This window comes from Flavobacterium aquidurense, assembly GCF_001404985.1.
Taxonomy (GTDB): Bacteria; Bacteroidota; Bacteroidia; order Flavobacteriales; family Flavobacteriaceae; genus Flavobacterium; species Flavobacterium aquidurense_B.
In genome coordinates this window covers 254,650-268,082 of the sequence record NZ_JRLF01000009.1, presented here as the reverse complement: position 1 = coordinate 268,082, position 13,433 = coordinate 254,650, and the positions used below count along the sequence as shown (strand labels likewise).

12 protein-coding genes are annotated in these 13,433 nt (G+C 32.7%); all 12 read right to left on the bottom strand.

The window, feature by feature from the left end:
- Positions 1–124 precede the first annotated feature (124 nt).
- Positions 125–622, bottom strand: coding sequence for a septal ring lytic transglycosylase RlpA family protein (locus tag RC62_RS07215; protein WP_055094021.1), 498 nt, complete (start codon positions 620–622; stop codon positions 125–127).
- Positions 623–710: 88 nt separating this feature from the next.
- Positions 711–1,133, bottom strand: coding sequence for a hypothetical protein (locus RC62_RS07210; RefSeq protein ID WP_055094019.1), 423 nt, complete (start codon positions 1,131–1,133; stop codon positions 711–713).
- A 105-nt stretch (positions 1,134–1,238) separates the two neighbouring features.
- A complete protein-coding gene (locus RC62_RS07205; RefSeq protein WP_316932852.1) occupies positions 1,239–4,019 on the bottom strand; it encodes a TonB-dependent receptor in 2,781 nt (926 codons plus the stop codon).
- Positions 4,020–4,345: 326 nt separating this feature from the next.
- Positions 4,346–5,989, bottom strand: coding sequence for a glucose-6-phosphate isomerase (gene pgi / locus RC62_RS07200; RefSeq protein WP_055094015.1), 1,644 nt, complete (start codon positions 5,987–5,989; stop codon positions 4,346–4,348).
- A gap of 113 nt (positions 5,990–6,102) precedes the next feature.
- Complete coding sequence (locus tag RC62_RS07195) at positions 6,103–6,438, bottom strand: hypothetical protein (protein WP_055094013.1); 336 nt, start codon at positions 6,436–6,438, stop codon at positions 6,103–6,105.
- A 44-nt stretch (positions 6,439–6,482) separates the two neighbouring features.
- Entirely contained in the window at positions 6,483–7,103 is a 621-nt protein-coding gene (locus RC62_RS07190; protein WP_055094011.1) for a hypothetical protein, read from the bottom strand.
- 37 nt (positions 7,104–7,140) lie between these two features.
- A complete protein-coding gene (locus RC62_RS07185) occupies positions 7,141–8,361 on the bottom strand; it encodes a M23 family metallopeptidase (RefSeq protein WP_055094010.1) in 1,221 nt (406 codons plus the stop codon).
- A 22-nt stretch (positions 8,362–8,383) separates the two neighbouring features.
- Positions 8,384–9,325 carry a tryptophan 2,3-dioxygenase family protein gene (locus tag RC62_RS07180; protein WP_055094008.1) on the bottom strand — a complete coding sequence of 314 codons (942 nt, stop codon included), beginning with the start codon at positions 9,323–9,325 and terminating at the stop codon, positions 8,384–8,386.
- Complete coding sequence (locus tag RC62_RS07175) at positions 9,325–10,095, bottom strand: DUF3108 domain-containing protein (protein ID WP_055094519.1); 771 nt, start codon at positions 10,093–10,095, stop codon at positions 9,325–9,327. Before RC62_RS07175 ends, RC62_RS07180 begins: the two co-directional genes overlap by 1 nt.
- Before the next feature lie 299 nt (positions 10,096–10,394).
- Positions 10,395–11,555: a 4-hydroxyphenylpyruvate dioxygenase gene (gene hppD / locus RC62_RS07170; RefSeq protein WP_055094005.1), complete on the bottom strand. Its 1,161-nt coding sequence runs from the start codon at positions 11,553–11,555 to the stop codon at positions 10,395–10,397.
- A 93-nt stretch (positions 11,556–11,648) separates the two neighbouring features.
- Positions 11,649–11,864, bottom strand: coding sequence for a four helix bundle protein (locus RC62_RS23205; RefSeq protein WP_316932855.1), 216 nt, complete (start codon positions 11,862–11,864; stop codon positions 11,649–11,651).
- A 348-nt stretch (positions 11,865–12,212) separates the two neighbouring features.
- On the bottom strand, positions 12,213–13,370 hold the full coding sequence (locus RC62_RS07165; RefSeq protein ID WP_055094003.1) for a homogentisate 1,2-dioxygenase: 1,158 nt from the start codon (positions 13,368–13,370) through the stop codon (positions 12,213–12,215).
- Positions 13,371–13,433 lie beyond the last annotated feature (63 nt).

Genomic DNA, 13,433 nt, shown 5'->3' with positions numbered 1-13,433 from the left:
ATAGAAAGAAGTCCCAAAAAGTATTTTGTGTTCTTTAAATCAGGTCTAAGTAGGCTAAGACGTTTGCTTATAAGCTTTTTAAGAGGGAAATGTATAAAAAAAGTCCCGCAATAGCGGGACTTTTTTATTCTATTATAGTTTCAATTGTAACTTTCATGGCGCCGGCACCTTTATTTTTGGTGATTTCCATAAAGGCTCTTTTAGATAAATCAAGTTCTCTTGTTTTTACAAAGGGCCCACGATCTGTGACTTTAACGATAACAAATTTTCCGTTAGCTTCATTTGTCACTTTTATTCTGGTACCAAATGGTAATTTTTTATGTGCTGCGGTATATTTACTGTTGTTAAATCGGGCTCCACTGGCTGTTTTTTTTCCGTTAAAACGGTCAGCGTAGTACGAGGCGTGTGCGTTCTTTTTATAAGGCTTTAACTTTAAACCTTTGTCAGTAAAGACAGAATCAGTTGGGATAGCAAGTAAATCAGGTTTTATGATTTTTACGGTATCCTGAGGTATTTTAGCTTTAGGTTCTGTAGTTGGTTTTGTTTGACTTATAACGTAAGTAAAACAGCTTAAAAAAGTTAATGTAAGGCTAGTAAGTATAATGTGTTTTTTACTTCTCATGGGTTATTTTTTTTCAGACTTGGGGAGTTTGTACAAATAATATGCCGAGATAAAAAAAGCCCTATTGTTTTAGGGCTTTAATTGGTTTTTAGAACCATAGGTTCCAAGGGATTCTACTTAATATAAGCAATAATCCTAATCCATAATAAATAGCAAAAGTTTTAAATTTAGCTTCGCTATTAATTAATTTTTTATGTTTTGACCATCCAATAGTGATCAATGCAATAGCAATAAGGTTGATTAATGGATGTTCTAATGAAGTTAATCTTAATTCGGCATTAGACATTTGTCCAAATGCTGCTTTTCCAAGAGGAGAAACAAAATAAAGAATTATTCCAATCAATAACTGAGTATGAGTTCCTATTAAGGCAAACAATGCGATTTTGCGATCTTTACCAGTAAAATCTTTTTTTGAAGTCAAGCCAATTATAGCATTTACAACTGCAATCAATAAAAGCAAAAGTGCTAAATAAGCCCAGCCAGAATGGAATTTTTGTAGAAAATAGTACATAAATTTTATTTTTTGTTAAAACAAATATAGCAAAAAAGGGTATAAAAAAAACGGCATTGGACTAAAAGTCAATGCCGTTTTTGGTATTTATTTAGATTCTAAATATTAGAAATCATAACGTAGTGTAAAGTTCCAAGTTCTTCCAAATCCGAAGTAAACTTTGTTTGCTGTAGCAACTCCGTTGTATAAAGCTCCAGCTTGTGCATAAGTAACTGCTGGAGTTGTTCCTGTTGCAGGTGTTTTGATATCATCTGCAAAGATGTTTGTGAACGACTCATTGATAAATATTTTATCAAAAACGTTATTTACGTTGAATCTGAAGTTTAAAGCATTGCTTTTGTTAGCTCCAAATACAAATTTGTATGAGATACCAGCATCTGTAGTAGCATAACCAGGTAATTCTACTGCTCCTTTGTTAGTTGCACTTGCAAAACTAGCAGGTGAGATGTTACCATATAATTTTTCAAAATAGTTAATGTTAGCATCAACATTTAATCCATTTAATACTTCGTAAGCAGCACCAAGAGCCATAGTAGTCTGAGCGTTGTTTCCAACTTTTACTCCGTCTAAATATAGTGTTTGAGCAGTTCCACCAGGGAAAGGGTTGTTTGAAGCATCAAAACGGTTACTAGTTGCGTTACCATCGTATTTCCAATCTCCAACAGAGATCATACCGTTTAATTTCAATTTGTCAATTAATCTTGCAGTTACATCTAACTCGATTCCTTTGTGAGTTTCGTTAACACCAGAGAATGTATAGAATCCACCAGGGTTAGTTGCTGCATCAGCATCAGATGTAGGTGTAAATCTATCATCCCAAGTAGTATAATAAGCATTTAAGTTTGCGTTGAAAATTCCAGAACGGAAACCGTATCCTAATTCAATAGCTTTAACTTTTTCATTCGTAAGGTTATCATTAATAATAGAAGCATTATTAGGATAAACTGCGTTGAAAAATGGTTGTTTAGAATAATATCCTGCATTAGCAAATACATTGTGTTGTTCGTTAATGTTGTAGTTTGCTCCCAACTTAACATCTCCACCAGTAATGTTTTTGAATTCAGTTTCAGAAAGAGGATTTGAATCTAAATATTTAAAATGATCAATTCTTTTATAACCTTGTTGAGAAACTGCAGCCTGAAGGAAAGCAGTTAAGTTTCCAGAAGAATATTCTAATTGAGAAAATGCTCCGTAGTAATTAACCTGGCTATCATTCCAATAGTTTACTCTTTCTTGGTAGTCAGTGCTAACAAATGGATTTCCGCTTGGTCTTGGCGCATAAGTAGTGCTAAAGTATGCCGGAGTTGGATTAGCATTAACATTTGTTGCATCTCTATAGTTTGTTGCACCAAATAAGTCAATTAAGTTTTGGTAGTGAATTCCTTTGTAAGTTCTTCCTTCAACACCAAAGTCTAAAGTGAATTTATCAGATAGTTTTTTGTCTAAATTGATAACACCACCATACCAGTTGTGAGAGTTAACCGAAGCAATTTCAGTTATACCTGTGTTTGTTACTGTAGCACTTCCTGAAGCAGAACTATTTTGGTATTGTCCAGCTGTAGCTGTTCTTGTTCCTAATGTAGTTGGTTGTCCAGAGTTCCAGTTTTGGATTAAATCAAAATTAATTAATCCGTCAGCAGTTCTTAATGAATTATTTGTAGAGTAGGCGTTGTTTCCTTTAATACCACCATTAGTAGTAGTTCCTCCACCTCGACCCCAAGAACCGTAAAGAATAGTAGATAATTTTGTTGTTTCGTTGATGTTGTAATCCCAGTTGAAAGAAGCTACTGGTTTGTGGTAATAATTTGTTTTTAAATTATACTCTTCACCGTTTCTATATCCCCAGTCAGAGTTATATTTTATGTTTGGTTTAGTACCATTACTTCCGTATTTTAAGAAATCACTTAATAGAGGAGAAGTTGATCTTTGATCGTGCCATTGAGGCGCTCCTGTAAAAGTAAATTCAAAATGATGTTTTTCGCTAGCTTTGTATCCAAGGGCTACAAAATAGTTATATCCTTCAAATTGTGTTCCGTCAACATATCCGTTTCCTTCTGTTCTGCTGAATAAGATAGAAGCAGAAAGTCCGTTTTTCATTAATCCTGTACTGTATGAAGCTTGTGCTTTAAGGTAGTTGTCATTTCCAAAACTAGATGAAATAGATCCACCTTCTTTCATGTCAGAGCTTTTTGTAACAATATTGATTGTTCCTCCTACAGATGAAATAGCTAATTTAGAAGCTCCAAGACCTCTTTGTACTTGCATTGCAGATGTAACATCTGATAAACCTGCCCAGTTACTCCAATAAACTGCACTGTTTTCCATGTCATTAACAGGTACTCCATTGATCATAACAGCAATGTTTTTCTGGTCAAATCCACGAATAGCAATTCTTGAATCTCCAAATCCACCTCCTGCTTTTGAAGCGTAAACAGATGGAGTGCTTTTTAAAATTTCCGGAAACTCTTGAGAACCTAGTTTTTCCTGAATTTCAGCAGCTTTAATTGTAGACACAGCAACCGGAGTTTTTCTGTCTTTTGCAATATCAACTACGCTACTTTTTACAACAATCTCGCTTAATTCGTTTGAATTAGAAGTTAAAACGATTGTTCCTAAATTGGCAGTTGAACCACCAGAAACTGCAAATTTTACAGTTTTGTTTTCGTAACCTAAAAAAGAAATAACGATTTCTCCTGAACTTGTTGTAGTGCTCAAAGTAAATTTACCGTCAAAATCTGTAGAAGTAGCAGTTGTAGATCCTTTGATCACTACATTTGCTCCCGGTAATGAACCAACACCGTCGGTAATCATACCTGTAATTTTTCCTTGAGAAAATGCGGTTGACACTATCATGAACAATAGTCCAGTGAGTAACCAATTTTTCATTGTCTTCATTTGTTATTAGTTTATTGTTTTTGGCAAAATTATAACAATTAAATCAGATAGTGTTATCAAAATGTTAAGAAAGACAACTTTTATTTAATTCGTTGCGTATTAAAATGATTTTTCTCTTTTTTATTAAATAAAATAACATTTTTTTGAATTTTAGCTATTGTATTTTGTTAAAATGATAATGATATGCGTAGTCTTGTAATTCTAAACTTGCAATAATCAAGGATTTTAATCCATTTATAGGCTTTTTTGTATGAAAAACGCCTTAATTTGTTTTAAATTAAGGCGTTTCAGTTTGTTGCGAATTTTTTTATAATGATCTATTTGTTTTTCAAAAAGTGATTTAGTAAAAATGAAGTTGAACTATCATGATTTTTTACTGTTTTTGTATTGATTTCGTCTAAAATAGAATTGGCTAATTGTTTTCCTAATTCTACTCCCCACTGATCATAACTAAAAATGTTCCAGATAATACCCTGAACAAAAATCTTATGTTCATATAAAGCAATTAAAGAACCCAAGCTTTTTGGAGTCAATTTTTGAATTAAAATTGTATTAGTTGGTTTGTTTCCTGTAAAAACCTTAAAGGGTAATAAGTAAGATGCTTTATCTGCAGGAAGTCCTTGTTTGTCAAATTCTGCCTGAACTTGTTCAGTAGTTTTTCCGTTTAGTAAAGCTTCTGTTTGAGCAAAAAAGTTAGACATCAGTTTATCATGATGATCTTCGTTCCCGTATAATGGTTTTACAAATCCAATAAAATCCGTTGGAATTAATTTAGTTCCCTGATGAATCAATTGAAAAAACGCATGTTGCGAATTTGTTCCAGGCTCTCCCCAGATAATAGTTCCGGTTTGATAATTTACAGGTTTTCCATCGCGGCCAACACTTTTTCCGTTACTTTCCATAGTTGCCTGTTGTAAGTAAGGAGCCAGTTTTTGTAAATATTGCGTGTACGGAATCAATGCTTCACTTTCGGCACCAAAGAAATTATTATACCAAACACTTAACAAAGCAAGAATTACAGGTATGTTTTCGTCGAATTCTGTTGATTTGAAATGTTCATCCATTTCATGAGCTCCGGATAATAAATCATTATAATTGTCAAAACCAATTGCTAAACTAATGCTTAATCCAACAGCACTCCATAAAGAGAATCTTCCTCCAACCCAATCCCACATTGGAAAAACATTGTCAGGATTAATTCCAAATTCTGTTACTTTTTGAATATTGGTAGAAACCGCCACAAAATGTTTTGCAATATCTTCCTGAGAAGCTGATTTCAGGAACCATTCTTTAATAGTTTCAGAGTTTGATAAAGTTTCCTGAGTCGTAAAAGTTTTTGAAACAATTAAAAATAGTGTAGTTTCAGGATCTAATTTTTTGATAACTTCATTAACATGATCACCATCTACATTAGATACAAAGTGAAGATTTAAATGGTTTTTGTAAAATTGTAAAGCCTCAACTGCCATAACCGGACCAAGATCAGAACCTCCAATACCAATATTTACAACATCAGTAAAAGCTTTTCCGGTGTATCCTTTTCTTTCTCCCGAAATAACCTCGTGGCTGAATTTTTTTATTTTATTTTTTACTTCGTAAACTTCCGGAATTACATTTTCTCCGTCAACTTTAATAACAGCAGATTCCGGAGCACGTAATGCCGTGTGTAAAACAGCTCTGTTTTCAGTTTGATTGATGATTTCTCCGCCAAAATATTGGGCAATTGCTTCTTTTAATCCAATTGAATTTGCTAATTCTAATAAAAGGGAAATAGTTTCCTGACTAATATTGTTTTTAGAATAATCAACTAAGAAATCATTCCATTGTAAATTGAACTTTTCAACACGACTATTATCTTGTTGAAACAATTCCTGTATCGTAGTTTCGTGAATTGCGTTATAGTGGTTTTGCAGATTTTTCCACGCTTCAGTCCCGGTTGGGTTTGTTGTGTTTAAAGCCATTTTTTTTGTTTAATTGAAAATGTGGTTATAAAAAACAAAAATACTGAAATTAGTTTTAATAGGATATCGGTTCACAATTATATAACAAATAGTTACGAAAACGATTTATGAGATTATTTGTTTTTAATTCTTGCTGATATTATAATCGCACCGTCATTTTCTTTTTCATTATAAATAATGCGACTACTGTTTTTGTTTAAAAAATCTAAACTTATAATCTCAGATTTTTTAAGAGGCAGAATTATGGTATCTTGCTTTTTGTTGTATTTTAATGAAATTCCGTTTATAACAATCAAAGGTGATTTGTCAATTTGATTTTCTTCAAAGGCTTGATTGACTAATTTCGAGACAAAATATTTGTTTTCTTTTGTGTCGTTTAAAACAAAAGCAGGTGGTTTAGAACATCCTAAAAATATTGTAAAAGAAAATACTAGTAAAGTTCCTTTCATTAAATATTATGGTTTAGTAAGACAGTGTTTTTGGATAAAAGCTTTTACCATATCTTCCACCAAGGCTTTTTATTAACTTCAATTGTTTTTCGGGCAATATCAATTTCTATTCTTTTTAAATCTTCAGTTTTAATTTTAGAATCATCAAAAAACATTTTGCCATTTTCATCTATTCCAATTGGAGATTTTGTTCTTTCTTTCCAATTTTCTGTTAGTAATTCCGGAATTAAAGGCAGGTTAATTTTATCATTAAATTTCTTTCTCGCTTTTTCTATAATCTCCTCTTCGAGATTTGAAGTCGAATTTTTAAGAAGCGTTAGTGAATTGTCAGGAATGTTTAAAAGAAAAACCTGTGTTTTGTTGTTGATTTTCTGAATGTCCAATACTTTAAAATAAGCAATCGTGTCTAAAAGAAAGTGACCGTTTTTTGCTGAATCAAGATTGAATTTTGATAAATCTTTTGCATGGGCACTTGCAATTAGATATCTGGTATTTTCAGAAATACCGCCACCCATTGAAGTCATGTCAGTAAAACCTTTTTCCTGAATTATCTGTCCAACTTTATAATTTGAAATTATATCTTCGGTAAGATTAGTGTCTCTGTAAAAAAGTTTTAAACCTGAAAAAGTTTCATTATAAATTGCTTTAAGACGAGCATTTTTCATGTTTTACTATTTTTTTTAAATTGAAATTTCAATGAAGTTATAAATTTCCAATACTGTCCAATTCTCTTTTCAAAGGTTCCATTTGTTTCATGAAACGATTTTTATCAGATCCGGTTAAAGATTCTCCGGTTGGTAAGTTTAGTCTTAGCGCATCTACCTGAATTCCGTTTTTCCAGAAACGATAGCAAACATGAGGTCCTGTTGCAAGTCCGGTACTTCCTACTAATCCTATGGTTTGGCCTTGTGTAACACGTTGTCCGCGACGAACTAAAATTCTGGACATGTGTAAATATTGAGTAGAGTAGGTTCCGTTATGTTTTACTTTTACAAAGTTTCCGTTTCCTGCCGTATATCCCGTTGCTTCTACAACTCCTGATGCCGTGGTAGAAATTGGTGTTCCGGTTGGGGCAGCATAATCTGTTCCTTTGTGTGCTTTCCAGGTATGTTGAACCGGGTGAAATCTGTTTGCAGTAAATCTAGAAGTGATTCGGCTAAATTTGATTGGAGTTTTCAGGAAAAAGTTTTTCAGCGTTTTTCCTTCATCATCATAATATTCTACTTTTCCTGAAATAGTATCTTTTTCAAACGGAAATGCATAAACGATTTTTCCTTTATATTCAAAAAACGCAGCTTCAAGATCTTCAACTCCATCATACGTTTTACCATTTATAAAACGTTCTGTAAAAATTAATCCGTATCGATCTCCTTTCTTAAGCTTAAAAAAGTCAATAGACCAGGAGAATACCTTAGTTATTCTGCTCGCAAGTGCCGTTTCGACGCTTTCGTTTCCTAAAGTTTCAGATAATGAACTTTTTAAAACACCTCCAATAATTTTACGTTTAAGTGTAACGGGTTTTATTTTTTTGTAAGCCTTTGCAATACTGTCTCTAAAGTCAATTACATAATAAGTTAATGCGTCTGGCTGATAAATAAAAACCTCCAATTTGTTGGTTTTGTTTTTAGATCGAAGAATTGTGTATGGTTTATTGTATCGAATTGATCTCACATCAAAAGAGTCTTTTACTTGCTCGACAATGTCAAATACTTTTTTGTCTCCAATATTTTGACGTTGAAAAATAGAGCCAAAAGAGTCTCCTTTTTTTATAGTGTCCTGAAGAACATTAAAATCAGCGTAATTAAAACCGAATTCTACTTTTTTAGTTTTTGGTTTTGTAATTTTATTTTCAACTTTTTCAGCGGTTTTATTACATGAAACGATTGATAATAATAGGATTATAATTACGAATACTTTTTTCAAACTTATTTATTTTTTTTAGAAATTAAACTGCTGTTTCATTTCCCCAATTAGACAATTCTTCTTCGGTCCACAATTTAGGAAAAAAGATGCGTCTTTGGTATTTTGGATGCATATATTTTTGCCAGTCACTTCCTCCAGTCGCTTCACCATTACCTTTTCCACTTTCTAAAATATATTTTCTGGCAGTGTTTAAATGCTGCATAACCCAGGTAATATTAACAGTTTTGTCGTAGTGACGCATTGCCTGTATTAATTCTTGATTGTGTTGGTCTTCGATAGGGAGTTGTGTGAATTTCTGCCAAATATTTTTTGTTTTGAATGTAGATATTTGTCTTAGAAACTGATCTTTATATTTGTTTTCAAATTCTTTAAGAAGGTATGATTTTTCTCCGGTATGATAATCTTTTCCGGCAGCCTGCCAGTATAAATGTTCAAAGCTGGTTTCTAAAGCGGTGTTTTCATCAAAGTTTCCTTTGTATCTGAAATCTGTTAAATTGATGACATCTGTAGAGGCAAATTCTATCAATCTGTATTGTGCACTCTGGAAACCACTTGCGGGAGTCAGCGTGTTTCTGAATTTCATGTACTGATCAACTTCCATTCCGTTTTCCATAATACTGAACGAATTGGTCAGCATATCGAAATAACGGGTAATCCTTGATAATCTTTCGCTGAAAAAATCAACCTGAATATTTTGTGTGTCGGCAATTTGATCAATTTCCCACAAAATCATTTTAAATATCAATTCGTTGACCTGATGGTACATGATAAAAACCATTTCGTCAGGAAGCGTAGTACGTTGTATTTGTAAGTTTAAAAGAGCATCAGTCTGAATGTAATCCCAATAAGTGATAGGTTTTGACCAAAGTAAGCCTTCTAGCTGAACATCAGTTTTTTGATTTATCGCCTGAAATTTTAGGTCAATTTCTTTTAGAATTGATTCTGAATGATCTGTGGTATTCATTATTTTTTTGCTTTAAATGGATTTTTTAATCCTTTATATTCGTCAAGATCTGCTTTAAGTGATCCAACGGCAAGATCCGCTTTTATTCTAATCGGAACTTTATTGTCGTCGTCTGTTATCCAAAGCGTTACGCTTTCTTTTTCTTTAAAAACACGCCCGGTTTGCACTAATGGTTTAAATACCATCGTAGAAACGGTTCCAAATTTAGTCGTAATATCTTGACGACCTATATATTTTAACTTAAATTTTGTGATTTCTTCGTCAAAAAACATATCGATTGTAATTGCTTCACCAGATTTAAGTTTGTCAATGTTAGGATGATTTCTTAAGTAATAAAAAGACGAAATAATATCCTGAACATTATCTGTAATAACAATTGTTTTTTCGGTTTTGCGCTTATAATCTTTTACTAAAATCCTGTTTTCGTTTTGATTAAAAAAACCTTCCTGGTTTTTTGTGTAACCGCCTTCGTCTATTTTGCGCACATAGCGATAAGGACTTCCGGTTTGTTTGTCGAAATAACTTTCGTACAGGTCTTCTACTTTAAAGAAAAATTTAGACATTCCGGTTGTGTAACCTTTACCCACAGCGTGGAACACTTTTTTGTTGCTTATAGTAGCATCTTTTATTTCAAGTGTGGCATAACCTGCGTTTACAATTCCGTAATGAATTCTGAATTTAAAATATTCTCCCGTATCGAAAGCGTCTTCTTTTTGAGTATCGAAAGAAAGTGTCGTGAGAATTAATATAGAGAGGATGAATTTTTTCATAGTACAATTTTTACATTTCATTATAAAGATAAATAAATGCAAATTCTATTCCAAATGTACCGATACAAAAAAACTCAGTCAAGGAATGACTGAGTTTTTATGCTATTAACTAACCAAAAAACTATAAATTATGAAATTTATATCAATTCAGAAGGAAACCACCCCTTCTTGATTTGCGAGTGCAAAGATAGATAGAAAGTTCAAAAAATAAATAGCAAAAGGCAAGTTTAACATAACATTTGCATAAAAAGCACCCTTTTACAGAGAATTATTCTATTTAATGTAAAAATATTGCGTTTTTACAAAGTTCCTCTTAATTCTTGCTCTCTCTCAATTGACTCAAAAAGGGCCTTAAAGTTCCCTGCTCCAAATCCTTTTGCTCCCATTCTTTGAATAATTTCGAAAAAAAGCGTTGGTCTGTCCTGAACAGGCTTCGTAAATATTTGTAATAAATAACCATCTTCATCGGCATCGACCATAATAGCTAATTTTTCAATTTCATTAATATCTTCTTTCATCATGTCCATATGAACTCCTAATCTTTCTGGAATTGCCTGATAATAGGTGTGAGGAGGAGCAGATAAAAATTCAACTCCACGTGCTCTTAATTGTGATACGGTTTTAATAATATCATCAGTTGCAATGGCAATGTGCTGAATTCCGGGCCCGCCATAGAAATCTAAATATTCTTCTATTTGTGATTTCTTCTTTCCTTCAGCCGGTTCGTTGATTGGAAATTTGATTCTTCCGTTTCCATTTGACATTACTTTACTCATCAATGCGGAGTATTCTGTAGTAATTTGTTTGTCATCGAATGATAAGAAATTCACGAATCCCATTACTTCTTCGTAGAATTTTACCCATGTATTCATTTCGTTCCAACCAACATTTCCTACCATGTGGTCAATGTATTTTAATCCTGTTGGTTCCGGATTATAGTCTGATTTCCATTCTTTATAACCTGGAAGGAAAACACCATTGTAGTTTTTTCTTTCTACAAAAATATGAACCGTTTCTCCGTAAGTATAAATTCCTGAACGAACTACTTCTCCATATTCGTCTGATTCTACTGTTGGTTCCATAAATGAGCGAGCGCCGCGTTTCATGGTTTCTTCATAAGCACTTCTGGCATCTTCAACCCAAAGCGCAGCAACTTTTACTCCGTCTCCATGTTTTTGAAGATGAGCATGAATAGGAGAATCTTGTGTTAACGGAGTCGTTAATACAATTCTGATTTTGTCCTGTTTTAACACATAAGATGCTTTGTCTCTTACTCCGGTTTCTAATCCTGCATAAGCCAGTGACTGATAACCAAAAGCAGTTTTATAATAATGTGCAGATTGTTTTGCATTTCCTACATAGAATTCTACATAATCTGTTCCTAATAACGGAAGGAAATCTTGTGCTCCTTCAAAGATTTTTTCTAATCCGTATTCTACTGATTTTACTTCTTTGCTCATGATAATTAGATAATTTGATAATGAGAAAATGAGATAATTTTTGAAATGCGAATAATTAAAAATAATTTTCCAATTGACACATTTTCTAATTTTCTAATTCCTCTTAGATGTTGATATTATTTTATTTAAAATTTTTAAAATTTCTGAGAGATCATTTAATAAACGACTGCATTTTGGATATTCGCTATGTGCATCGCATAAAAACAACCAGTATTTTGTTTCGTCTGCTTCTTTAATTGCAATTTTTAATTTATGAATAAAATCTGCTTTACTTTCTGCGTTTTGTGATTCTTTTGAGTTTGCTCCAATTGATGTTCCGCTTTTTTAATAACTGATTTGCGATTACGAATTTCTTTTGTTCCTGAAGTTCACTAGTGTAATCAATTATGTTTAATGCGAAATTGAATGTTTTTATTAAAAGAGCGTTGTTTTTATATTTTTCGTTGAAAGTCATTTTTTTAATTAGATAATTAGAAAATTTGATAATGAGACATTTATTATTTTATAAGTTTAAATTTACAAATTGATAAATGAAATTTCATTATAAAATCGCACATTAACTAATTTGTGCGGTTCCAAGAAAATTATCTAATTGTCTAATTGCCAAATTTTCTAATTAAAAAAAATATCTAATTGTCTAATTGACGCATTGACTAATTACTCCGTCCAGGACTTATAGTATTGTCCATCATCAAGTCCCATAGCTTCTTCAGTAACCATAAGAGGTCTGAATGTATCAACCATAACGGCTAATTCATGAGTTTCTTTATGACCAATACTACGTTCCATCGCGCCAGGCGCTGGACCATGCGGAATTCCTTTTGGGTGTAAAGTAATATGACCTTGCTCTATATTGTTACGGCTCATAAAATCGCCATCAACATAATACAGGACTTCGTCAGAATCTATATTGCTGTGATTGTATGGTGCCGGAATGGCTTTAGGGTGATAATCGTAAAGTCTAGGACAGAATGAACAAACGACAAAAGTTGCCGTTTCAAAAGTTTGATGTACCGGAGGCGGTTGGTGAACACGTCCCGTTATTGGTTCGAAATTATGAATCGAAAACCCGTATGGAAAATTGTAACCGTCCCAACCCACAACGTCAAAAGGATGTGTAGCATAAACTACTTCGTGAATCATTCCTTCTTTTTTGATTTTAATTAAAAAATCACCTTTTTCATCGTGTGTTTCCAATTCGTTGGGCAAAATAAAATCACGTTCGCAAAATGGCGAATGTTCTAAATGCTGACCTGATTGGTTTTTATAACGTTTTGGAGTATAGAAAGGAGAGTAAGATTCGACATAAAATAGTCGGTTTTCTGTAGTTTCAAATTCTATTTGGTAAATAATACCTCTTGGAATAATTAAATAATCGCCATATTCAAAAGGAATATTCCCTAACATGGTTCTTAGTTTTCCTTTTCCTTTATGGATGAAAAGCATTTCATCGGCATCGGCATTTTTATAGAAATAATTTCTAAGAGATTCTTTAGGAGCTGCCAGACCAATAATGCAGTCTTTGTTGACAAGCATTGCTTTTCGGCTGTCTAAAAAGTCATTTTCAGGTTTTAATTCGAAACCTTTAAAAAGTAATGATTTTATGTTTTTTCCAATTGCAATTTTTGGTTCAACAGAGTAGGAGTTTAAAATTTCCTTAACCTGAGTTGGTCTGTGAACATGATAAGATAAAGATGAATGTCCGTGAAAACCTTCGGTACCAAATAATTGTTCGTAATAAAAACCTCCATTGGGTTTTTCGAATTGGGTGTGTCTTTTTTGAGGAAAGTTTCCGAGTTTATGATATAATGGCATGGCTTTTCTATTAGATAATTTGTAATTAGATAATTCGAAAATTTGAATTGTGTGAACAGATAA

Bases quoted from the DNA above. Each gene is read 5' to 3' on its own strand.
- RC62_RS07190 (WP_055094011.1), bottom strand. From the start codon at position 7,103: ATGAAAAATGCTCGTCTTAAAGCAATTTATAATGAAACTTTTTCAGGT.
- RC62_RS07205 (WP_316932852.1), bottom strand. From the start codon at position 4,019: ATGAAAAATTGGTTACTCACTGGACTATTGTTCATGATAGTGTCAACC.
- RC62_RS07210 (WP_055094019.1), bottom strand. From the start codon at position 1,133: ATGTACTATTTTCTACAAAAATTCCATTCTGGCTGGGCTTATTTAGCA.
- RC62_RS07165 (WP_055094003.1), bottom strand. From the start codon at position 13,370: ATGCCATTATATCATAAACTCGGAAACTTTCCTCAAAAAAGACACACC.
- pgi (WP_055094015.1), bottom strand. From the start codon at position 5,989: ATGGCTTTAAACACAACAAACCCAACCGGGACTGAAGCGTGGAAAAAT.
- RC62_RS07180 (WP_055094008.1), bottom strand. From the start codon at position 9,325: ATGAATACCACAGATCATTCAGAATCAATTCTAAAAGAAATTGACCTA.
- RC62_RS07215 (WP_055094021.1), bottom strand. From the start codon at position 622: ATGAGAAGTAAAAAACACATTATACTTACTAGCCTTACATTAACTTTT.
- RC62_RS07175 (WP_055094519.1), bottom strand. From the start codon at position 10,095: ATGAAAAAATTCATCCTCTCTATATTAATTCTCACGACACTTTCTTTC.
- RC62_RS07195 (WP_055094013.1), bottom strand. From the start codon at position 6,438: ATGAAAGGAACTTTACTAGTATTTTCTTTTACAATATTTTTAGGATGT.
- hppD (WP_055094005.1), bottom strand. From the start codon at position 11,555: ATGAGCAAAGAAGTAAAATCAGTAGAATACGGATTAGAAAAAATCTTT.